General features: G+C 68.9%; 23 protein-coding genes and 1 pseudogene. 18 read left to right on the top strand and 6 right to left on the bottom strand.

The window, feature by feature from the left end; all coding sequences use genetic code 11:
* Window positions 1-55 precede the first annotated feature (55 nt).
* Together ABZ576_RS03920 and ABZ576_RS03915 are read left to right on the top strand one after the other, a co-directional pair.
* Window positions 56-484, top strand: a pseudogene (locus ABZ576_RS03920) (tyrosinase cofactor); the annotation flags it as partial.
* A 139-nt stretch (window positions 485-623) separates the two neighbouring features.
* Window positions 624-1,490 (top strand): tyrosinase family protein, encoded by an 867-nt coding sequence (locus tag ABZ576_RS03915; protein ID WP_360735424.1) that lies wholly within the window; start codon window positions 624-626, stop codon window positions 1,488-1,490.
* Window positions 1,491-1,563: 73 nt separating this feature from the next.
* Here the strand turns inward: ABZ576_RS03915 and ABZ576_RS03910 are convergent, their stop codons facing one another.
* The 4 genes from ABZ576_RS03910 to ABZ576_RS03895 form a co-directional block, all read right to left on the bottom strand.
* Entirely contained in the window at window positions 1,564-1,881 is a 318-nt protein-coding gene (locus ABZ576_RS03910; RefSeq protein ID WP_360735422.1) for a chaplin, read from the bottom strand.
* 264 nt (window positions 1,882-2,145) lie between these two features.
* On the bottom strand, window positions 2,146-3,105 hold the full coding sequence (locus ABZ576_RS03905) for a D-2-hydroxyacid dehydrogenase family protein (RefSeq protein ID WP_360735420.1): 960 nt from the start codon (window positions 3,103-3,105) through the stop codon (window positions 2,146-2,148).
* A gap of 2,293 nt (window positions 3,106-5,398) precedes the next feature.
* Entirely contained in the window at window positions 5,399-5,698 is a 300-nt protein-coding gene (locus tag ABZ576_RS03900) for an endonuclease VII domain-containing protein (RefSeq protein WP_360735535.1), read from the bottom strand.
* Window positions 5,699-6,344: 646 nt separating this feature from the next.
* Complete coding sequence (locus ABZ576_RS03895; RefSeq protein WP_360735418.1) at window positions 6,345-7,574, bottom strand: pentapeptide repeat-containing protein; 1,230 nt, start codon at window positions 7,572-7,574, stop codon at window positions 6,345-6,347.
* 390 nt (window positions 7,575-7,964) lie between these two features.
* Here ABZ576_RS03895 and ABZ576_RS03890 point away from each other — a divergent pair, with 390 nt between their 5' ends.
* Window positions 7,965-8,426 carry a GntR family transcriptional regulator gene (locus ABZ576_RS03890; protein ID WP_360735416.1) on the top strand — a complete coding sequence of 154 codons (462 nt, stop codon included), beginning with the start codon at window positions 7,965-7,967 and terminating at the stop codon, window positions 8,424-8,426.
* Window position 8,427: 1 nt separating this feature from the next.
* A complete protein-coding gene (locus ABZ576_RS03885) occupies window positions 8,428-8,994 on the top strand; it encodes an HD domain-containing protein (RefSeq protein ID WP_360735414.1) in 567 nt (188 codons plus the stop codon).
* Here the strand turns inward: ABZ576_RS03885 and ABZ576_RS03880 are convergent.
* Both ABZ576_RS03880 and ABZ576_RS03875 read right to left on the bottom strand, forming a co-directional pair.
* On the bottom strand, window positions 8,982-9,455 hold the full coding sequence (locus ABZ576_RS03880) for an NUDIX domain-containing protein (RefSeq protein ID WP_360735412.1): 474 nt from the start codon (window positions 9,453-9,455) through the stop codon (window positions 8,982-8,984). The two genes, ABZ576_RS03885 and ABZ576_RS03880, sit on opposite strands and share 13 nt — an antisense overlap.
* Before the next feature lie 3 nt (window positions 9,456-9,458).
* Entirely contained in the window at window positions 9,459-10,184 is a 726-nt protein-coding gene (locus tag ABZ576_RS03875) for an XRE family transcriptional regulator (RefSeq protein WP_360735410.1), read from the bottom strand.
* Window positions 10,185-10,933: 749 nt separating this feature from the next.
* Between ABZ576_RS03875 and ABZ576_RS03870 the strand changes: the two genes are divergently transcribed.
* From ABZ576_RS03870 to ABZ576_RS03805, 14 genes are all read left to right on the top strand, one after another.
* A complete protein-coding gene (locus ABZ576_RS03870; RefSeq protein ID WP_360735408.1) occupies window positions 10,934-11,227 on the top strand; it encodes a hypothetical protein in 294 nt (97 codons plus the stop codon).
* Window positions 11,224-11,553, top strand: coding sequence for a hypothetical protein (locus ABZ576_RS03865; protein ID WP_360735406.1), 330 nt, complete (start codon window positions 11,224-11,226; stop codon window positions 11,551-11,553). The genes ABZ576_RS03870 and ABZ576_RS03865 overlap by 4 nt, the downstream gene beginning before the upstream one ends.
* On the top strand, window positions 11,553-11,936 hold the full coding sequence (locus ABZ576_RS03860) for an RRQRL motif-containing zinc-binding protein (RefSeq protein WP_360735405.1): 384 nt from the start codon (window positions 11,553-11,555) through the stop codon (window positions 11,934-11,936). Before ABZ576_RS03865 ends, ABZ576_RS03860 begins: the two co-directional genes overlap by 1 nt.
* Window positions 11,937-11,960: 24 nt before the next feature.
* Window positions 11,961-13,004 carry a hypothetical protein gene (locus ABZ576_RS03855; RefSeq protein ID WP_360735404.1) on the top strand — a complete coding sequence of 348 codons (1,044 nt, stop codon included), beginning with the start codon at window positions 11,961-11,963 and terminating at the stop codon, window positions 13,002-13,004.
* A gap of 221 nt (window positions 13,005-13,225) precedes the next feature.
* Complete coding sequence (locus ABZ576_RS03850) at window positions 13,226-13,726, top strand: hypothetical protein (RefSeq protein ID WP_360735402.1); 501 nt, start codon at window positions 13,226-13,228, stop codon at window positions 13,724-13,726.
* A 17-nt stretch (window positions 13,727-13,743) separates the two neighbouring features.
* Entirely contained in the window at window positions 13,744-14,283 is a 540-nt protein-coding gene (gene traA, locus ABZ576_RS03845; protein ID WP_360735400.1) for a plasmid transfer protein TraA, read from the top strand.
* Window positions 14,284-14,295: 12 nt separating this feature from the next.
* A complete protein-coding gene (gene traB, locus ABZ576_RS03840) occupies window positions 14,296-16,344 on the top strand; it encodes a plasmid transfer protein TraB (protein ID WP_360735398.1) in 2,049 nt (682 codons plus the stop codon).
* Window positions 16,345-16,511: 167 nt separating this feature from the next.
* Complete coding sequence (locus tag ABZ576_RS03835) at window positions 16,512-16,964, top strand: hypothetical protein (protein WP_360735396.1); 453 nt, start codon at window positions 16,512-16,514, stop codon at window positions 16,962-16,964.
* Between the two features lie 19 nt (window positions 16,965-16,983).
* Window positions 16,984-17,154: a hypothetical protein gene (locus tag ABZ576_RS03830; protein WP_360735394.1), complete on the top strand. Its 171-nt coding sequence runs from the start codon at window positions 16,984-16,986 to the stop codon at window positions 17,152-17,154.
* A 4-nt stretch (window positions 17,155-17,158) separates the two neighbouring features.
* The gene (gene ssb / locus ABZ576_RS03825; RefSeq protein WP_360735392.1) at window positions 17,159-17,605 is read left to right on the top strand and encodes a single-stranded DNA-binding protein; all 447 of its coding nucleotides are present in this window, start codon (window positions 17,159-17,161) and stop codon (window positions 17,603-17,605) included.
* An 88-nt stretch (window positions 17,606-17,693) separates the two neighbouring features.
* A complete protein-coding gene (locus tag ABZ576_RS03820) occupies window positions 17,694-19,079 on the top strand; it encodes a DNA cytosine methyltransferase (RefSeq protein WP_360735390.1) in 1,386 nt (461 codons plus the stop codon).
* A gap of 114 nt (window positions 19,080-19,193) precedes the next feature.
* The gene (locus ABZ576_RS03815; protein ID WP_360735388.1) at window positions 19,194-20,129 is read left to right on the top strand and encodes a bifunctional DNA primase/polymerase; all 936 of its coding nucleotides are present in this window, start codon (window positions 19,194-19,196) and stop codon (window positions 20,127-20,129) included.
* Window positions 20,126-20,542 (top strand): hypothetical protein, encoded by a 417-nt coding sequence (locus ABZ576_RS03810; protein WP_360735386.1) that lies wholly within the window; start codon window positions 20,126-20,128, stop codon window positions 20,540-20,542. Before ABZ576_RS03815 ends, ABZ576_RS03810 begins: the two co-directional genes overlap by 4 nt.
* Window positions 20,539-21,795 (top strand): DUF3631 domain-containing protein, encoded by a 1,257-nt coding sequence (locus tag ABZ576_RS03805; protein ID WP_360735384.1) that lies wholly within the window; start codon window positions 20,539-20,541, stop codon window positions 21,793-21,795. The genes ABZ576_RS03810 and ABZ576_RS03805 overlap by 4 nt, the downstream gene beginning before the upstream one ends.
* Window positions 21,796-21,888: the final 93 nt, after the last annotated feature.

The following is a 21,888-nucleotide window of genomic DNA, read 5'->3' as shown; positions in this document are numbered from 1 at the left end:
CGCGTGCTCGGCCGGTTAGCCGGTACGGACATTGGAACCCGGACGAGGAGCGAGCATGGTCGTCGATGTCGGCGGAGTGGGCGTCGGTGCGGAGCGGGAGGCCGGAGCGGGGGCGGCCAGACCGTCCCGCAGGGAGGTGGCGCGGGGGCTGCTGGCCTCGGCCGCCGCGCTGGCGCTGGCCCCGGTCGTCGCCGCGTCACGGCCCGTCCCCCCGGCCGAGGACCCCGGCCGCAGCTCCTTCGACGAGACCTACCGGGGCCGCCGGATCCAGGGGGCCCTGGTACCGGGCACCGGTCGTGAGGCGGCCGACGGCGAGTGGCGGATCACCGTCGACGGCCGCCCGCTGCACCTGATGCGCCGGGCCGACGGCACCTGGCTGAGCATGGTCGACCACTACACGTCGTACCGGACGCCGCTGGAGGCCACCCGTGCGGCCGTGGACGAGATCGGGCCCGGCCAGCGGCTGCGCGACCTGGCGCCGGGCCGGTTCGGCGGCGGTCACGCGGATGGCCACGCGGATGGCCACGCGGGGGCGCACGCGGGCGGACACGCCGGGGCACACGCCGCCGGGCACGCTGCCGGGCCCGCGGGTGGCCGCCCCGGGGGAGAGGAGGGGGGACGGCATGGCGTACGTGCGTAAGAACGTCAGCACCCTCACCGCGGGCGAGCGGCGGCGGTTCGTGAACGCGCTGCTGGAGATCAAGCGCCGTGGCGAGTACGACGAGTTCGTGCGCATGCACATCGACTTCTACGCCGCCGACGGCGAGGACGGCCTGCGCACCGCCCACATGGCGCCGTCCTTCCTGCCCTGGCACCGCAGGTTCCTGCTGGAACTGGAGCGGGCGCTGCGCCGTGTCGACTCCTCGGTGACGGTGCCGTACTGGGACTGGACCCGGGACCGTACGACGACCTCCGTGCCGTGGACGAAGGACCTGCTCGGCGGGAACGGGCGGCGCTCGGACCGGCAGGTGATGACCGGGCCGTTCGCGTTCGCGGCGGGTCACTGGACCATCAGGGAGGGCGTCACCGACGGCAGGTTCCTCACCCGGGACCTCGGCCGCTCCGCCGCCCCCATCCAGCTGCCCACCCGGAGCGAGCTCCAGTGGGCCCTGGACGACCCCGTCTACGACGCGTGGCCCTGGGACTCCACCGTCCGCAAGGGCTTCCGCAACAAGCTGGAGGGGTGGGGCGCCGGCAGCGGCAGCGCCTCCTGGAAGAACCACAACCGGGTGCACCGCTGGGTCGGCGGCGTGATGCTCGGCGGCGCGTCCGTCAACGACCCGGTGTTCTGGCTGCACCACGCCTTCATCGACCTGCTGTGGCAGCGCTGGCAGCGGGCCCACGGCGGTCACCGCTACCAGCCGGCCCGGCCGCCCGGCGTCGCCGACGCCCAGCACGAGCGGGTCGTCGCCCGGCACGAGAAGCTGCCTCCGTGGGACGAGACGCCGGACCAGCTGGAGGACGTGAGCCGGATCTACCGGTACGCCTGAGGGCGGCGGCCGGACAGGGGGAGAGCCCCGGCGCTCGGAATGCCGGGGCTCTCGCCTGTGGGTGCCGGTCGGCTCAGTTGCCGTAGCCGCCGTTGTCGTGGTCGTCGTGACCCGGGCCGGGGTTGCCGGGCTTGTCCTTGTCGTGACCGCCGTCGTTGATGCAGGTGTTGCCGAACGTCGGGTTCAGCAGACCGATGATGACGTTCACGGTGTTGCCGCAGACGTTGACCGGGATGTGCACCGGAACCTGGATGACGTTGCCGGACACCACACCGGGCGATCCGATGGCCGCGCCATTGGCCTCCGCGTCGGCCAGGGCCAGCCCGGCTCCGCTGAGCACCACGGCACCGGTGCCGACGGCGACAGCGGCTGCCTTCGCGATGCGAGACATCACGTTCTCCTTTTGTAGCTCGGGAAGCGCAGCGGCAGGCCACCGCCGCACTTCCCGTTCAACGGTGCCGCGCGGGGCTGGTCACGGTGATCGGCTGGGGATCACCCTTTTAACGGCAGCCCCGCCCAGGTGCGGCGACGGCCTCGCTCCGGACCGGGTCCGGGTGATGTTCAGGGGCGTCCGACGGGTGGGGCCGCCTACTCTCCCGGCCATGGACGGCGTCGACTTGCCAGGGGCGCGCGAGCGGTCCCGGCAGGGCCGGGCTCAGGGCAGCAGGCGTACCGGGGTGCCCGACAGGTAGGCCTGGATGTCCTCCACGGCCTGGCCGTAGTACGTCGCGTAATTGGCGTGGGAGACGTAGCCGAGGTGGGGGGTGGCGAGGAGGCGGGGCGCGGTGCGCATCGGGTGGCCGGCGGGCAGCGGCTCGATGTCGAAGACGTCGACGCCGGCGCCGGCGATCCGGCCCTCGTGCAGCGCGGCGAGCAGCGCGTCCTGGTCGACGATCGCCGCGCGGGAGGTGTTGACCAGGTAGGCGGTCGGCTTCATCAGGGCGAGTTCGGCGGCGCCGACGAGGCCGCGGGTGCGGTCGCCGAGGGCCAGATGCACGGAGACGAAGTCGCTTTCGGCCAGCAACTCCTCCTTCGACCGGGCCAGTTCGACGCCGACTTCCGCGGCGCGCTGCCCGGTGAGGTTGCGGCTCCACGCGCCGACCCGCATTCCGAAGGCGAGCCCGACCTGCGCGACCCGGCTGCCGATCTTCCCCAGCCCGAGCAGCCCCAGCCGGCGTCCGTGCAGATCGGCACCGACGGTCGACTGCCACGGCCCGTTGCCGCGCAGGGCGTTGCTCTCCTGGACGATCCCGCGGGCGAGACCGAGCAGCAGCGCCCAGGTCAGTTCGACCGGCGGGGTGCTGGAACTCGCCGTACCGCACACGGTGACGCCGTGCGCCTCCGCGGCGGCGTAGTCGATGACGCTGTTGCGCATCCCGGAGGCGACGAGCAGCTTCAGCCGGGGCAGGCGGGCGATCAGGGAGGCGGGGAAGGGGACGCGTTCGCGCAGGGTGACGATGATGTCGTAGTCGGCGAGGGCGGCGGCGAGGGCGTCCTCGCCGACGAGGTGTTCGCGCAGCGCGACGACCTCCACCCGGTCCTCGATCACGGACCAGTCGGCCGACTCGGTGGCCACACCCTGGAAGTCGTCCAGCACCGCACAGCGAAGTCGCACGTCGTCTCCCTCCCGGGAGCCGACTCTAGCGACCGCCCAGGAGGCGCAGTGCCCCGGAGTGGGTATGGGGTGCCCTAACTGTGCGATCTCCGCTCGGCGCGAGTCGTTTTCCGGCTGCTCTCCCTCCAGCCGACCCGCATCCTCGAATCAGCCGTCGTGGACGGCTATTCCTCCGCTGAGTCTCCCGGAATGAAGAGACCGGCAGGGGGCCGGTACGCGCTGGGTGCATCGCGAGAGGCGTGCTGGGCGGTTCATGTTCGCAGGGCCCTTGCCCGGCAGACGCCGGCCTCGTCGGCACGTCGAGGCGTTGAGGGATGACGTGATGTGCATCACAGTCTGATGTGCGGGTGTTCACCCGTTCGACCCGCGCCGGCCCGGGTCACTCGTTTGTCCGCCCACGCTCAAGCGCTGTGCGGCCCCGTGGCGGCCTCTCCGAGGGGGGGATACCAAAAACGACCCCCGAAAGCGGAGAGGTTACTGCAGTAAGTATGCGCGTAAGTACCGCAGACGTTTCTTTCTGCAGTATGGCCCGGCGTAAGTGGCGCCAGACAGGCGGGAGTTGCGCGCTAGTCTGTGGCGGCCGCTCATTCGCCGCGCGATATTTCCGTTCGACGATCGGGTGGTTGAGGAAATCCACCGCAGGGTGCGCTTCGGTAAAAGGGGAGCCCGGACCATGAGAGTTCGATCGGCCAGGAACGCTCGGAAACGTTTGCCCGGCCCGGGTCGTCGGCGGGTGAGCCTGTCGCCGCGGGGGCTGCTCGATGGCGTCGCCGCTCTCTTGGAGCAAGTGGCGCGGTCGGTCCGGCCGTGACCGGAACGGCCGGCCGCGATCCCGGCTCCGCGGGTGTGCTCCGGTCCGCCTGTTGCCGGGCCGGACCACGTGCGGGGGTGGCTGCCCCTCCTGCGGACGCCGACCGCGGTGTGCGCCGCCGGGTGTCGAGCCCGGCAGCTCCACTCGGGTGATCTCTTCTCCCGAATGAGCCATCGCATGCAAGGCCCTGTCCCGCCTCCGTGCGTCTTCGGCCGCCTGCCGGGTGGCGTGCTGAACCGGGAGCGGCCGGGAGTGGTCTGCGTCGAGGCGTCGAGCGGTTGCCGGGAGCGTGGCAACGGGTCCGGAAGGCGGCACGGCCACCCGCTTAAGTCCGGCGGCAGCTGTACGGGCCGGAGCGTGTCCTTGATCACCCGGAAGGCGCCCAGGGCTGGTCCGTATCGCGTGGAACCGCCCCTGATCAGCAGAAAGCCCTCCCGAGGGGGAGGGCGGAGACTTGCGCCCCCGGCAGGACTCGAACCTGCGGCCAAGCGCTTAGAAGAGAGTGCTCCTCTTCTGCGTGATCAAGGCGCTGACCAGCGGTGGCGCAGCGCGCGAGCGCCTACCAAGGGCCATATCACCGCGCATTCACCGGAGGCCAACCTTCCACCGACTCCGGGTTGGAACAATCGGTCACGAATCGATAACGGCGAAACTGTTGGTGCGGCCCTACCTCGCGGGCTGCTGGCATGCTGCTGGAACGCTCCACTTCACGATTACCAAGGGCTGCTGTCGCGTACGTCCAGCCTTCTGTGGAGCCACAGGCAAGACCAGAGGTCAGGGGCCAGCATCCTGGCTTGTGGCCTTGCCTGGGACACGTGCGCCGCGCACCGTGGTTGGGCGCGGCTCGAGACCTGACGTGTACAACAGTTGACACGGCGACAGGCGGTCTCGGCTTCGACCACTAGACAGAGTGGTCGGGCCGAGGCTGCCCGCACTCGGCCCGATCATCAGACTCGAAAGGTGATTCGGACCGTGGAGACGGTTGGTTGGGCTACCGCAACGGTGGCTGCCTTTGGGGGATGTGTACTCGTCCTTGGCTACGTCCTCGACCAGGTACCAGCACTTGCTGAGAAGGCTGTACGGGCTATCGATGCAGTGCGCCGCCTGCGCGACGTCTGGCGCGGCGAGTGAGCATGTCCGATGCGAGTGGGGCAGTGGCTCCGGAGAGCATGGTCACACCATGTTTGATTACGCCTTTGACCTGCAATGGAGCCTCGCGCGGCGCGTGGTCTCGCTTGGTTCACACGCCCCTCACACGCACGCGGGAAGATTACTTACTTCCCGTCTGGTTGAGGACCAGACGGGAAGGCGACGACGTGAGAGGCTGCCCCCGGATGTTGCAGCCCAGTCCGCACAATAATCGGACAGTCGGACACACAGGCAACCCCCATGGCGCCTACGTCGGCCAAGGGCCATCGGGCGAGGCTGGAAGTGTAAGAAAAGAACCGCCCTGGCCTCGAGACCGGAGCGGCTCCAACCTCATCAACGCTGCGGTCGGTAGCTAAGAAGGTAGTTGATCCCTGCTTTCAGTATCTCAGAGTCATCCTGGGCATAGCCCAGCATCCCGTTGCAGGGCTGGCACAGGATGCCGCGTACGCATTTGCCGCACGAGCGCCCGCCCTGAGGGCAGCACGAGTGGTCGTGGTCGATAGATAGCTCTCTGCCGCTAGCGCAGATGTCCTTCCGGCATATTGCGCAGGCTCCACCCTGTGCCTCCAGTAGTTCCGCGAACTGTTGGTAGGTGATGCCGTATCGCCAGCAGATGACGCAGCGGTTACACATGGACCGGAGGCCGTCATCTCCTGGCGTCTGCTTCGCCCGCTTGTGGAACTCGGTTGGGGGGAGCCAACGGAGGCACTTGCTGCATATCCGCTCGCCGCGCTCGTTGTAGCGCTCGCTCATAGGGATTATGCGGCTCTTCACTTGCGGGGGCGCAAACATCGAGATGCCCTTCGCTTTTCTCTGCAAGTGTAGATTGCAGAGGTCCCTCGCTCTAGCACGGTTAGTGCATCCCTTGATGGCGCAGAAAGGCATGCGCTCAGAGCGGTCCTTCTCGTAACACCCACTGCACAAGCCGCGGGCCTTAGCGGGCCGGCCGCAACCGTTAGAGCACTTTGGCTTTGAGTCTGTCGGCACATCCATGATCGTGGTTGAACCCTTTTTCCTAGGTTAGTGAAATCTGAATCCGGCCCCTTCGTCCGGGGTCTCGCCTGTTGGCGGCTGCATGCTCGGATGGCGGGGCGCATGAGACTGCCTGTCTCGCCCTCGGCCAGCTAGGTACCGTGAAACCAGCCCTTATGAGCAGGAGGCAACAGGCAAAGGGCTGCAACATTCAGGGGGGCAGCCCGTGCAGGGTCGGGCAGGTGGGGTACTGGCGCCCCCCAACGGAAAGTTCGACGCGTCGGACAACAGGGGCTTCAGGTAATACTCAGCTTTGCACCGAGCGACGCAGCCACCGCCATCGCGTCCGCTGGCTGAGCCGAAGAGACGGCGGGGCTGGCGGGGGCCAAGGAGTCACGATCTTCTCTGGCGTGTGTGTGTCCTCAAATGAGAGTCGACCACCCTTTATCTCGGCCTCCGTGAGCGAGACAGCCCCAGAAACAAAGTATGCGTCGTTGAACAGGACAGACGTTCCGGTCAGGCTTACGTCAAAACGGACGGACGATCCGCAAAAGTCTGCACCTATGAAGCTCAGGAATCCTCCTCGCAACTCGGCTGCCGAGAACCAAACGTCGCCTCCTGTAAATTTTGCTCCAAGCCAAACCGGACCTCCGAAGTTGAGCTCCCCTTCATCATCAATGATGCAACTCCCGAACGTCACTCGGCTCCCGCCGAAGAATGCTGCACCAAAGCTGACTTCGCCTCCTCTGAATTCGGCAAAAATGAACGATATGATGCCGCTCATGAAGTGGGCGCCAGTGAACAGGACCTGTGCTCCATTGAAAATGGCAGGCGGATCGTCGCCACTTCCAAAGTTCACGGTTGCGCCACTGAAACGAGCGTGATCGAAGGAGACGGTTCCGCCGATGAACTGGCAACCCGAAAAATTGACATCTCCTGATGTGAAGTGAGAACCGGAAAACGATCCGCCGTCGAATGTTGCGCCACTGAAGTCCAGGTCAAACCCGCACCATGCCGTCTCCTCTTCCGGGTCTTGCAAGTGCTCTGCGATTACTTTGATGGCAGTGAATCGCACTTCTCGCTCGCCGGGTCGCGCTTCCCTCGGATTGTAGGGCATGCGTATATAGGCGCACAGTAGGCGGCAAATGGTCTCGCGCTGAGTACTGTCATCATCGGCCAATTTTGAGAGAGCATATATTCCGGCGAGCCTGACTGCTGCACTTTCGTGTCCAAGTTGCTCGGCGGCGGCTTGGTAGCGAGACCCTAGGCTCTCGGAATCTTCCCTGTGGCTTGCGGCCTCCTCTATCTTCTGCTTCCGATACGAGTAGACAATCGCAAAGACTCCAGCCAAGAGCCCTGCTGCCGTCACAGTGCTTCTTGTTAGGTCGAAGAGTCTGTCTTTTGGTAGAGATGCGCTTTTCTGGGGCCAAAAGCCGATGTGTGCCCCCGTCAGTTCGGCAAGTCCGACGAAAATGGCCCAAGCCGCCACCGCTGCCGTTGCGAAGGAAAGGATCAGCGTAAGGGGAAAGCTGGGCATTCGTGGAGTATGTCTTCCGGCGTCCCGCCTTATTGCTCTTCTTCTGTGGCGCTGAATTTTCCTCAGCTTTTGGCGAAGGGGTAGCTGCATAAGCGAGGATCTTACCGAGCAGTGGTCGGGAACCGGGCAACTTTGCCCACTCCCCGGCGTGAAGCCCTGCTCGGACAGGTGGGACAGCCGCGGATCCCTCTGTCCCACGCATTTGGGCAGGTGAGCGCAGACAGTGATCACGCCGTCCCGATGCTCTAAGGATCAATGCTCCGCGCTGACCGGCCGTGAGGCGCGCTGAACGCGTCGGTGTGCTCTTCGTCATCGGCCGTCGGGGCGGGGGGCTTGCGAGCCATGGGACTCTTAGGGAAGTGACGACAGGCGAGCGGAGAGGGAGAGCGGGTGTCACAGCAGGCCAACCCTCGGGGAACCTTCCTGAAGATCGCTGACGCGTTGAAGACGCGGATCGAGGGAGACCCCGACATGACGGTGCTGCCGTCACTGACCGAGGTCGTGCGAGATTACAAGGTCTCGCGGGGCGTAGCTGTCCGTGCGTTCGGCGTGCTGAAGCAGGAAGGCGTCGCCGAACCGGCGCCGGGTGAGCGGTGGCGCGTCGTGCGTTCGGGGGCGCGAGTTGACCGGCGTCCCCTCCACCAGCGGATCGCGGACGTCATCACGGCTGATGGGCTGGGAGCAGGGGAAGCCTTCCCGAGTGCTTCGGTGCTTGCGGAGCGGTTCGGAGTCTCGCGTCCCACGGTGACCAAGGCACTGGAGAAGCTGGAAGCCGCCGGCGTGCTGGCGGGGGGAGGACAGGGCAAGGTGCGGACGGTCCGTGCCGTGCCGACGCGAGAGGAGCGTTTGTAGCTTGCCGAAGTTGACGGAGTGGGCCTATCCCCTGGCTGAGTCATTGCTCGCCGACCCGTTGCCGCGACGCTGGCGGCACTGCCTGGGGGTCGCTGAGAGGGCACGCACGATCGCCCTCGTTCTCGACCAGGACGCGGATCTGCTCGAGGCCGCAGCGGTGCTGCACGACATCGGCTATGCGCCGGACCTTGCCAAGACCGGCTTTCACCCGCTGGACGGCGCGCGCTATCTCCGGGATGTTGCCAACGCCGATGAACGAGTTGTCAATCTGGTCGCCCACCATTCCTGTGCCTGGATGGAGGCGGAAGCGCGCGGCTTGCTGGCTGAACTTGAGGGCGAGTTTCCTCGCGAAAGCGCGCACCTCAATGACGCCCTCTGCTACTGCGACATGAACACCACACCTGATGGCACACCCACGAATCCGATTGACAGGATCGACGAGATTGCCGGACGGTACGGGCCGGACAGTCTGATCGGCACGTTCATCCGCCGGGCCGAACCGGAAATCCTCGCGTGCACTTCCCGTGTCCTCGAACGCGTCTCGGCTGCCAAGCGTCAGCCGATGTAGGGAGCCGTGCGCGACCGGTCCATTGCGTGCTCGATACGGAGCCGCATCGTGGGGTGCACATCGAGAGTCATCAGGTCCGCCGGGGCAACCCAGCGGACCTGAGTCGTCTCGTTGCTCGTGCGGAGCTCCCCGCCGACCGGCCGGGCGCGGAAGCAGATGCTGAACTGCTGGCGGACCTCGCCGTCGTCGTACTGCATCACGTGTCCGGGGTCCGTGTAGATCCCGGACACGTCGACGACTTCCGCCTTGATCCCCGTCTCTTCCCAGACTTCGCGCACCACGGTGTTGCTGATGGACTCCCCGACATCATGACCGCCGCCGGGCAGTGCCCAGCGCCCGTTGTCAGAGCGCTGGATCATCAGCACATCTCCGGTCTCGTTCTGCACGAACGCGACGACGGACGGCACGACCGAGTTGGCCGGTGGGGCGTCGGGGTCGTGAAGGTAGTCGATACGTCCCATGGCTCAGGCTCCCGTGATGCTGGTTATGTCCTGCTCGGTGATCGGCCGGGCATTGTCCCAAGTGTGATCGATGCTGTTCGCATAGGTCTCGAACAGGCCGCCGCCGGGCAGGCGGCGAAGATGCAGCACCGGCGCCATATAGGCGCCGATGCCGTAGACGTGCGGGTTCACGAGCATCTCGTCGTCAGCCCGATAGATGGAGTTGTAGAGCGTCGAGTCATGCAGCCGGAATCCGATGTCCGGGTGACTCCGCATGAGGGGGCGGTACAGCACTAGGGCATTGCGGATCTTGCCGTCCATGATTTGGTGGCCCTCGTCGATGCCGCGCTGCCGGACGGCCGCACACCCCGGGTCCCCGAGCAGGATCCGCACCTGAGTCCCCGCCTCCACCTTCGCCTTGACCAGGTCGTGGAACAGGGGATCCTCCGAGAGGAACAAGCCGGAGTAGACGAGCACGTCCAGGTTGCGCTCAGCGCGGCCGTAGAGCTCTCGCCAGAGTCCGGCCGGCACCGTGTGCCGGTGCGGGTAGACGGTTGCTATCTCGGCTTTCGTTAGATCCGTCGCGCTGTCGACGGTCCGACCGTCGTCCCACAAGGTCGTCACGTCGACCTTCAGCGCGACCGCTGTCGCGTACTGGTGACGCCGGTACGGCACTTTGCCCTGCGTGATCCAGCGTTCGACCGTCTTCGGGTTGACCTCGATCGCTTCGGCGAGGTCCTGCACGGTCATGCCGCGGGCGAGGAGAGCGGACCGTAAACGTTCGTTCGGCATCTGCACCCCCGTGGGGACGTCTAGGGACTTCTTGACCGTAGCCAGAAGTCCCGGAGCTGTCCATCCGTGAGGTGACCAACTCCCCTGACCTGCGGTGATTCTGAATGTGCGCCAAGAAGTACCGGCGCGCAAACCAAGAGGTTCCGCGACATGCTTGACGGACCCTCATGCAGTACCTGTAAAACAGGTACTGCAACGACCGAACGCAAGACCTCGGTCGGAAGGCGGCTTCATGCCGCATGCGCAGAAGGCGGGGACGCTGCAATCCCGCTGAAGGCCAGGGGACAGGGCTTCAGCCCGACTGGCGAGGTGGCCCGGTGACCGCGAGCAACGGCCGGAGAGTGGGGACGTGGTCCCCCTTGCAGTGCTTCACACCTGTTGACCTCGACTTATGGGAAAGCCAGTGCACCGACGAAGAGCGTGGGCGCCGCCGCGACGGACCGGCCGGCGGACGCCAGTACGCCATCCGTGTGCGTGAGCGGAACGCGCGCTCACGGCCGATCCGGTCCGTTCTCTACCTGCTTTCGCAGCGGCTAGCGCTGCGGCCGGTTGCCTCCCTCGCCCGTCCGGCCCCGCACTCGGTGCGGCGGTCGTACGGGCGGGGCGTGGGGAGCCGGATCTACCCGCTTCAACGGCTCGCGGCTCCGGTGCTGACACACCGGAGCCGCTGTTGTCTGGGCCGTTCCCGTCTCACTGGAGTCCGTCCCATGAAGTACATCGTTGCTGGTCATGAGGCCGTAACCGACGCGGAGTTCACGGAGCTCGCGCTGGGTACCCCGGTTGAGCTGTGGCTCGGGGTCAAGGGCGAGACGGCCGAGGAACGCGCGGCCCGCCTGGACGCGGCGCGCGACATCCTCTCCGACCCTCAGTTCTGTGACCTGCCCGATGACCTGATCCGCCTGGCCGCGCGGGTCGTCGACGAGAACCCGGAGCTGTTCAACGTGGTTCCGCTGGTACGTCCCGCCCGTCGGCGTCCGATGCGCAAGGGGGTTGCGGCATGAGCGAGGGTCTGACACTGGACGGCTTGGCCGCGCCGCTGCGGGCGCTGCGCCTGCTGGCCGCAGACTTCGGGCATCTGGCGGCGCCGACCGTGCGGGTGACCCCGATCTATCCGGAGCGGCTGGAGTTGGCGTTCCATGACGACCTGGCCGGGTTCGAGGGCTGGCGGGATAGGTTGAGCATCTCGCCGGACGCGGTGACTCACGGCACGCAGAGCGGTGGCCGTACGCGCGTACTGCGGTTGTCCGTGGAGTACGCGGGCGCTGAGCTGGAGTTGGTTGCCTACGCCCCCATTCCGGCTGAGGTGCTGGTGGGAGCGGTGGCCTGATGTCGGGGGCGTTGGGCAAGTGCTTCGACCCGAACGGCGCCCGCTACGGCATCCCCACCTACCCGTGGCGCCTAGCCCCGGACGGCCTGGCCACCCGCCGTCAGCTCCGCGAGCGTGGCTTAAGGCCGGGCGGTCAGCCGATCGCCGCGCAGGTGATGCGGGTCAACCGCAGGTCCGGAGGCGTGCGGGTCGGCTACCTCTACCGCGTCGACCGCGCCAAGCTCGTGCGGCCGATGACCTCCCGCACGTGGGGCGCGCTCGCGCTGGCGATGCTCGCCCGGCGCACCTGCCCCCGCTGCCGGCTCGATGTCGGCTACTGCATCCCCCGCCGCTTCGGCGTCTGCGGGATGTGCATCGCCACCGAGGAACAGCGCACTACCTGACCCTGATCGAGACAGGAAGGTCCGATGAACGACACCCGAGAGCGGTCCCTGAGCAGGGGCCAGGCGCTCGTACTGGGTGCCGCGGTGGTGCCCATGGTCGCGTTCGGCGGCTTGGGCGCGGTCGGCACCTACAGCAACATCACCTCCGTGTTCCACCGGTCGGCCACCGCGCTGGGCGTGGTCGCGGCCGGTGAGGGCGCCACGCTGGTTCTGGCCCTGGTCCTGGTCGGCCTGACCATGCTGGGGCAGTCCTCCCCGGCGGCCGTGCGGGTCGGGCTGTGGACGCTGCCCGCCGTGGCCTCCCTGACCGGCGCCGCCGTCGCGCAGTCGACGACGGAAGCGGTGGTGTTCGCCGTCACCCCGATGGCCATGTGCGTGTCAGCTGAGGGCATGGGACTGCTGGCCCGCCGCATCGTGGTCTACCGCACCGGAGTGGACGCCGAAGCGCAGCGCCGCAACGCGGCCGTCATGCAGCGGCTCGCCTACCACCGCGCCCGTGCCGCGAACCACCCCGACGAGGGCGCCCGCAACGACTCCGAGCGGGAGTCGTGGAAGCTCGCCAAGAAGGTGGGCACCGGTGACGCTCTGCTCGGTGTGCGCCTGGTCGGCGTCCAGCGCGAGCGGATGACGGCCGGTGCGGACGCCGCGCTTGCGGGCATGTTCGCCGTGCCCGTCACGACCCCCACCCCGGGTGTGACGGCCGCCCCCGAGCCACCCGCCGTCGAGAGCGCGGGCGAGGAGGGCGTCACGCCCCCCGTGACGGAGGAAGACACGCAGGTCACGGCCGAAGCTGAGACCGTACCGCCGGAACCCGTCACGCCCGTCACGGCGCCCGTGACGCTGGAGGAGATCGCGGCCGTGGCCGGGGTGCCCACCCCGCAGGCCGGCGAGCCGCTGACCGATGCACAGCTCGTCGTCGTCCTGCGGCACCTGCGCTACTCCGACGACCCGCCGCTGTCCTACCGCCAGGCCGTGACCGGCTTCCGCGAGGGCGGGTTCGTCGGCGGGGAACAGAGGGTGCGCAAGGCGTGGGGCTCGCTGATGTCCCACGAGGAATCGGAAGCCTGACCGAGCGTCCGGCACACACCAATGAGGGCCAGCCCACGGCTATTGGGCTGGCCCTCGTTGCGACTGCCGGAAGCAGTCGACCGCACCAGTGAAGCAGACCCGGTGAGCCCCGGCGAGCGGCACCCTCGCAGACCCGGCGAGCAGACCCGGTGAGCCCGCCCCGGGATTCCGCCGGGGAACAGCGCACCGCCTCCATCACCCTCCGACCGAGGAGATTCACTGTGTCCAGCCGTACCCGCACCCGCGGCGTGAAGACGGCCGCAGGTGTCCACACCGTCCACATTCCGCGTCAGCGCGGGCGTCGCCGGAGCCAGCCGTTCGTCGTTGTCGTTCCGGAGCACCCCTCTCTGACCCGCGAAGCGCTCGGCTTCCTGGGCCGGGTGCTGTGGCGCTTTCGCGGCGCGCTCGCCCCCAGCTTCCTGGCCCTGCTGGCGTGGCCGCTGACCGCAATCCTGCACGCGCTCGCCTGGTGGTCCGGTCTGCTGGTGGCGCCCCTGGCCGTGGCCCCGGTGCTGTGGCTCGGCTTCGTCCAGATCCGCCGACCGGCGCGCGCGGCTGCGGTCGTCTGGCGGGCCGGTCTGGCCCTGCTCGCCACGGCCGGGTTCGCCTGGCTGGCCCTGGCCGCCGGATTCGGTCCGCTGGCGGGCCCGCTGCCCCTGCTCTGGCTCCTGGCCTGGCTGGTCGCTCAGACCGCGTGGCTCATCGTCCGCCGCTCCCACTGACCCGAAGGGACCCCCTGATGGCAACCGCCTACGCCGCGCCCGGTGCCGGAGCCAACGGCTCACAGGCCAAGCGCGCGATGAACACCAAGAACTTCGGCGCGACGTTCTCGCCCGGGTTCACCATCAACGTCAACGCCAACAAGACCAACAACGGCGTGCCCGCCGTCACCGGCGGCTCCGGCACCAACGGCCGCAGCAGGGCGGAAGCGCTGCTCCCGGCTCCGGAGTTCACCTCTCCGGCGCAGGTGCGGAACTACTGCAACAGCCTGCGCGCGGCGGCCGTGACGCTGTCCATCGAGGTGGCCATGGGCGCCGAGATCATGAAGGGCGTGCTGGCCGCGGTCCCGGACCCGGAGGGACGTCCGTTCGGCTCCCGGGTCCGCGCGGCGAAGGTGGCACGCAAGCTGCAGAAGTCCGCCGACGCGCTGCGGGACGCTGCGAAGAACGCCGCCGCTACGTACTCGACGTTCCAGCAGCAGTACGAGGAAGAGATCAACCGCGTCCGCCACCGCGCCCGCAGGCCGCAGCAGCCGGTCATGAACTGGGCACAGCAGTAAGGAGGTTCATCGATGGCTGAGCGCGACGCACAGCACCAGCTCGCCGAGCTGCTGGAACTTCAGCTCAAGGGCGGCTCGGACGCCGGCGGGGTGGGCAAGTACCTGCTCCACCGGGCCAAGCCCCACATCCCGCCGTGGCTCGGCTGGGCCGGGACCGGCCTGACCGGGGTCCTCGGTCACCTGCGGTGGGCCGACAGCGCCCCGGCGGCCGTGGGCCTCACCCTGGGCTCGGTGGTGCTGACCGGCGCCACCTGGCTGATCGGCAAGAACACCAGCCAGCAGCGGCGCCTGCACTCAGCCATCACCGTGGCGGCAGGCTCCGCTTGGCTGACCGCCGCCTGCCTGGCGGGTCCGACCGCGAACCCGGTCGGGGACCTGTACCTGATGGGCGGTCCTGCCCTGGCCCTGTCCTGGAACGTGCGCCTGGTCCTGCGGCACACCCCCGACGCGTCCGGCGAGAGCTCGGACAAGGGGCTGTTGGAGAAGGTGGGGCTGGCCAGGGCGCAGATCGGCAACGCGAAGGTTGAGCCGAACCGCGTCACGGCGCCGGTCGCGCTCGAGGCAGGGACGCAGACCAACGACGACATGACCAAGGCACTCGGCAACATCGCCTCCGCCCTGGACCTGCCGAAGTCGGCCGTCCGCTACACCCCGGATCCGGGTTCCGCCCGGCGCGGGGACCTGGTCATCGTGCCCGAGGACATGCTGGCCGAAGTCGTCGAGTGGGAAGGGCCCTCCAACCTGGGCGGCTCGATCGCTGAGCCGCTGGTCATCGGCCGCTACGACGACGGCGCCCCGCTGGTGATCTGGCTTCCGGGCGACCCCGAAGCGGGCCGCAACTCCACCCACGTCCTGGTGGCCGGCGGCACCGGCTCCGGCAAGGGCGACACCGCCCTGAACCTGCTCACCGAGGTCGTCTCCCGCCGGGACGTGATCGTGTGGTTCTCCGACCCGAAAGCGTTCCAGGACTTCGCCGCCCTGCGCCCCGGCCTGGACTGGGCTGTCGAGGGCGGCACCCAGACCGAAGTCCTGGTGGCTGCCGTCGAGGCCGCGATTCCGGCGCGTACGCGCTGGCTGGGTGCCCACGGCTACCGCCAGTGGGTTCCTGAAGCGGCACAGGCGCAGAACAGTCCGGAGCACACCTGCCGGACGGACGGGCGGCCGTGCGGCTGTGAGGGGATGCCGTTCCTGGTGGCCTGGTTCGAGGAGGCCGCCAACACCCTGCGCGCCATGGGCGACGATGCGTTCACCGGCATCGCGCAGGAAGCCCGGTCCGCGGGTATCTCGCTGATCGTGTCGCTTCAGCGGCCGTCCTACGACCAGATGTCCACCTCCACCCGTGCTTCGCTGCCGTCGGTGATCGCGCTGGGCTGCGACGCGCGCGACGAGGGGTTCTCGCTGCCGGACGAGGTCCTGGCCGCGGGCGCCCACCCCGGGGCGTGGGGCAACCGGCGTCCGGGCTACTGCTACGTCGTCTCCCCGGGCATTCCGGAAGACCGCTACCCGTCCCCGGGCCGGACCCGGCGCTTCACGCACCGGGCCGTGCCGGTCATGGAACTGCTCGCCACCTGGGCACAGCGCAACGGCGCCCACGCGGACCCTGTCACCGTCGGCGCCGCTTCCAGCGTCGCCGGACGCGCCTACACCGGCCGGGCCACGTCCGGCACCGAGCAGCCGACCGGCCTGCGGGCCGTCGAACAGGAGGACGACGACATGGAACAGGGCGGCTTGCTGGTGGACTCCGAAGACCAGGACATCGACCCGGAGGCCGACCTTCCCGCACCGGAGGACGGCGACGACGCCCCGATCTTCGGGCAGGAGACGGGCCGCAAGCCGTCACCGGAGGAAGCGCGCCGGCTGTTCGCGGACGCGCTGGCGGAGTTCGAGAGCGAGGGCCGGATGATCGTGGGCCCGAAGGACTTCACCGACTGGTGCGACCGGCACAACCTGTCTCGCTCTTGGGTGTCCCTGCGGCTGAAGGAGGCGGCGCAGAAGGGCCGGTTGGAGGCGACGAACGCCACCGGCCGGTGGCGCATCGTCCCCGCCCTCACGGCCGCCTGACACCCGTAACGCGTTACGCCCGCCTAACACCCAAACCCCTAGGCAGGCACGCGCGTTACCCGCCCTAACAGCGGCCGGTCACACGGCCTAACACCTGCTCGTAACACCCACCCGCGGGCCCGCGCACCCCGGTGCGCGGGCCCGCGGCCGTACCGAAAGGAACCGCCGTGACCCACCCCGAGCGGCCCACGGCCGTCGAACTCCACCACCCCCAGCCGATCACCGTCCCGACCGCCACGCCCCTCGTGCCGGTACAGCCGGGCCCGCCGCCGACGGTGCAGAGCATCGTCCTGCCCGACGGCCGGATCGTCACCGGCTACGCCCTCACCCCCGCTCCCGCCCCGGCACCGGTCGCCACGCGGCCGACCGTCTCCCGCACCGCAGTGAACATCGCGCTCGGAGGCATCGGGTTCGGCGCGGTCTGCGGCGGCCTGGTCCTGCTCACCTCGTTCATCGCCGCCCTGACCGCCTTCATCACCCAGCTCATCATCCTGGCCGCGGTCATCTTCGGCGGCTGGATCGCCGTCCAGATCTTCGGCGCCACCGGCCACCACGACCGTGGCGGGACCACGGTCAACATCCGCAAGGCCGTCATCAAGCGCAGCCACTTCCACGGCTGAACACGCCGAGAGGAGCGCCGTGTTCGAGATCCGCGTGATCTGCGAGCCGGACGACACCGACCGCATCAGCCGGGCCCTGGCTGACGCGTTCGAAACCGGCCCGGCACGCCAGTACCCCACCCGCGACCGCAGGCACACCCGCCTGTACTTCACCGCCGACCACCGGCCCACCACATCCGAAAGCGAGTGATCCCATGTCGTTCGGAGAGACCCCGATCACCCTCGTCGGCAACCTGACCGACGACCCGGAACTGAAGTTCACCGACTCCGGAACGGCGCTGGCGAAGTTCACGATCGCCGTCACCCCGCGCAGCTTCGACCGCACCTCGAACCAGTGGAAGGACGGCACCACCGCCTTCTATCGCTGCGCCGCCTGGCGCACCCTCGCCGAACACGTCGCCGAGTCCATGGGCAAGGGCTCCCGCGTCGTGGCCATGGGCCGGATGCGTCAGCACGACTGGACCACCGACCAGGGCGAGAAGCGCTCGATGCTCGCCGTCGAGGTCGACGACATCGGCGCCTCCGTCCGCTTCACCACCGTCCAGATCAACGCCCGGCGCACGAACGGCGCCGCCCCGGCCGGCGACCCGTGGAACACCGGGAACAACCGCCCGGAGCCGGGCGACGAGCCTCCGTTCTAGCTGTGCCCGGGGCGACCGTCTCTCTCGCCAAAGACACGCGGTCGCCCCGGCAGTCCAGTCCCATCCAAGAGATCTGGAGACCTACAGCATGACCCATCCCGTCGCGCCGTCGCAGGGCGGCAACATCAGCCTGTGCACCGGGTCCGGTGCGCTGGATTTGGCCGTGGAAGCCGTCACCGGTCTGCCCACGGTCATGGTCGGTGAGAAGGACCCGGCCGCGTCCCGGCTGCTGGCCGTCCGCCTGCCCCATGCCCGCAACCTCGGGGACATCACGGCCGTGGACTGGGCGGACCTGTCCGCCTCGATGCCGCGTCCGGCGGCGCTGACCGCCGGCTTTCCCTGCCAGGACATCTCCAACGCCGGACCTCGGGGAGGGATTGCCGGTGACCGCTCGGGACTGTGGAAAACGATCGCCCACGCCATTCGCCATCTTCGACCACGACTCGTCTTCCTGGAAAACGTCGCCGCCATCCGAAGCCGGGGGCTCGACGTCGTCGCCGCGGACCTGGCCGCGTGCGGGTATGACGCGCGGTGGATGTGCCTACGCGCTGGAGATCCCGAAGTCGGAGCCTGCCACCGGCGAGACCGCTGGTTCGCCCTCGCGTATCCCGCTGCTGAAGACCCCCACCTCCCAGCTCGGGCGCAACGGCGGGCCGCAGCACCCGGACAAGCGCAAGGCGGGTGGGCACGGGCCCACGCTGGAGGACGAAGTGGTGTTCTTGCTGCCGCCGACGGATGCCTGAGCTTGCTGCCCACCCCGGCCGCCGCGGACGGAACCGGCGGGCCGGGTACGTCCCCGAAGCGCAAGGGCGGGATGAACCTGCGCACCGCCGTGACCCTGCTACCCACTCCGGCGGCGCGTGACTGGAAGTCCGGCGCGTCCAACCTGCTGGGAACCAACTCCCGCCCGCTGAATGAAGTCGTGGTCAACCTGCTACCGACGCCCACGGTGGCGGACTCCCGGAACACCGCGAACTTCCGGCCTGACGGGACGCCCTACGGGAGCGGATACGGCCCGACCCTCATTGATGCCGCGCGACTCCTGTCCACACCGGAAGCGTCGGACGGGCCGCACGGCGGCCCGAACCAGTGCGACAGGAACGGGAACCACTACCTGCCCGGCCAGGCCGTCCGCTTGGACGGGCGGTGGGTGGCCACCAACGGCACCGACTACGGCCCCGCCATCCGCCGATGGGAAGCCGCCCTCGGACGCCCCGCCCCGGAGCCGACCGAACCGGGCACCAAGGGCAACCGCCGTCTGTCGCCGGCGTTCGTGGAATGGATGATGGGCGCCGATCCGGGCTGGGTGACGGATGCGGACCTGGGCCTGTCCCGCTCCGACCAGCTCAAAATCCTCGGCAACGGCGTGGTCATCCACCAGGCCGCCCATGCCTACCGCGCGCTGCTCGCCTCCCTCGCCGCCGAAGCCGCGGCTCCCGCCGTCCCGTCCCAGCTCGCCCTGGACATCGCCTAGACGCGCCCGGGGTGACCGCCTCTCTCGCCAAAGACACGCGGTCACCCCGGCAATCCAGTCCCATCTAAGAGACCTGGAGACCTACAGCATGACCCATCCCACGGGGGTGACGGTATGACCCTCATCAACGTCACCGACATGCCACTGGTTGACCTTGCCAACCTGCACCTACTGGCCTCCGCCCTCAGCGCCGCAGAGCAGGGCTGGCCGGTCATCCCTCTGCACCCCGGCAGTAAACGCCCGGCCGGGCACCCGGAACGCTCCTGCCCTGGCACCGGACGGTGCGAGGGTGGGCACCGCACCCCCGAGCAGCGCGCCACCACGGACCCGGAACTGATCCAGGCCGCATGGGCGCGCACCCCGTACAACGTGGGGATCGCCACCGGCCCGGCCGGGCTGCTGGTGATCGATCTGGACGTGTCCAAGTCGGGAGAGAAGAAGGGAGCGCCTGACGGCGCCGCTTCTTTGCAGGCGCTCTGCGAGCGCGCCGGCGAGCAGCTTCCGCCCACCTACCAGGTGCGGACCCCGAGCGGGGGTCGACACCTGTACTTCACCGCCCCGGCCGGAGGGAAGCTGCCCAGCAGCGTCAACCGGCTCGGACAGCACATCGACACCCGCGCATGGGGCGGCTACGTCGTCGCCCCCGGCAGCACCACTCCCGACGGTGCCTACGAGGTACTGGACGACGCCCCCGTCGCAGCGCTCCCGCACTGGCTCGCCCCGCTGCTTACCGAGCCGTCCCGGCCCGACGTGGCGCCCGCTCCGCTGCTCATCCACGAGTCGGTCACCCGGCGAGCCCGGGCGGCACTGGAGCGCGAGACGGACGCGGTGGCCAGGAGAACCGAAGGGAGCCGGAACAACCGGCTGTTGGAGGGCGCCCGCGCGTTGGGGCGGTTCGTCGCATGGGGCGAGATCCCCCGGAACGTGGTGGAGGAGGCTTTTCAGGCGGGGGGAGAGACAGCCGGCCTGTCCGCGTCCGAGTGCCGGGCCACCATCCGCAGCGCGTTGGAGTGGTCGATTCGCACATGCCGTCCCAGGGACGTCGCATGACCCCCCGCCCTGAAAAGCCCACCCAACCCAAGCCCGAGCGTTCGCGCCCGGAGGGTGGCGGCGCCAAAGCGGGCCGTGGCACGAAGAGCGACGGCCGTCAGGCCGTCCTTTCAGCTCTTCGTTCTGGCCCGCACTGGACCGGCAACGCCCGCCAGGACGGCGAGGACCCGACGCCGGACCGGCCGGGGATTCGCATCTTCGCCCCGCCGGTCTACCGCCACCACTACGACGGCGCCCGCTGGTCCAAGCGCTACGGGGCCACCCCCACCGCCGCCTACGCCTGCCCCTGCGGCCAAACCGGCATCGCCAAGGGGCAAGACGCCGTGGCTGCCCTGGTCACCGAGTACGAGGCCCACAAGCACTTCTGCAACGGCACACCCACGCCCCGCACCGAAAGGAGGAACGTCGCATGACCAGCCCCAACGTGTCCGCCCCGTCCATCGACGGCGCCGCACTGCTCGATGAGGTCGAAGCGTTCCACCGCCGCTTCAACATCTTCCCCACCGAGTCCGCGTACGTGGCCGTGGCGCTGTGGGACGCGCACGCGCACCTGATCGACGCATTCGACGGCACGGCCCGGCTCGCGTTCCTCTCGCCCGAGCCGGGATCGGGCAAGTCCCGTGCGCTGGAGATCGTGGAGACACTCACCCCGCGAGCGGTCACCACGGTCAACGCGTCCGCCAACGCCCTGTTCCGGCTGGTGGAGGCCGACGGGGGAACCCCGACACTGCTCTTCGATGAGATCGACACCGTGTTCGGGCCCAAAGCCGGGGGCAACGAAGAGGTCCGCGGCTTCCTGAACTCCGGTTACCGGCGCGGCGCCAAGTCCCTGCGCTGCGTCGGGGACGGCTCGAACCAGTCCACCGAGTGGTTCTCCTCGTTCTGCGCCGTCGCCATGGCCGGACTCGGCTCCCTGCCGGACACGATCCTGACCCGCTCGGTCATCATCCGGATGCGGAAGAAGGCCCCTAACGAGAAGGCAGAGCCCTACCGCCGGCGCGTCCACGAGAAGCAGGGCCACGCCCTGCGTGACCGGCTCGCCGAATGGGCCACCACCGTGCACGACCAGGTCGCCGAAGCCTGGCCCGAGATGCCCGAGGGCGTCACCGACCGGCCCGCCGACGTCTGGGAACCCCTGCTCGCCGTCGCCGACGCGGCCGGCGGCCACTGGCCCGAGCGCGCCCGCGCCGCCTGCGTCGAACTCATCAAGGCCGCGGGCGAGGGCAACGAAGCCTCCCTCGGGGTCCGCCTGCTGACCGACCTGCGCGACAAGGTGTTCTGCGGCGCCGACCGCATGCCCACCGCCGCCATCCTCGAAGTCCTCCACGGGCTCGATGACGCCCCCTGGGCCGACCTGAACGACGACGGCAAACCGCTCACCGCACGCGGCCTGTCCAAGCTGCTCAGCCAGTACGTCCGCCCCGACAACACCCCCATCCGGCCCCGCGGCATCCGCGTCGGCAGCGGCACCCCGAAGGGCTACTACGCCGAAGACCTGACCGACGCCTGGGCACGCTACTGCCCCCCTCCCCCCGAGAAGTCCGCAACATCCGCAACATCCGCAACACCGCAGGTCAACGAAGGTGAATCCGTGGCGGAAGACCCCGACGAAAGCCGCCACATGCTCGCCGAAACCGGCACACGCCCGCTACGCGCCGTCGGCTGACGGCTCCCGCCACAGCGCCGCGGACACAGCCTGCGCTCTGTGATAAAAGGACAGCGGCCCCCACCCCGCCGACATCGGGGTGGGGGCCGCATG

Source organism: Streptomyces sp. NPDC013455 (genome assembly GCF_040632975.1).
Lineage (GTDB): Bacteria > Actinomycetota > Actinomycetes > Streptomycetales > Streptomycetaceae > Streptomyces.
Note: the sequence above shows the minus strand (reverse complement) of the source record. Positions and strands in the feature narration are given on the sequence as shown.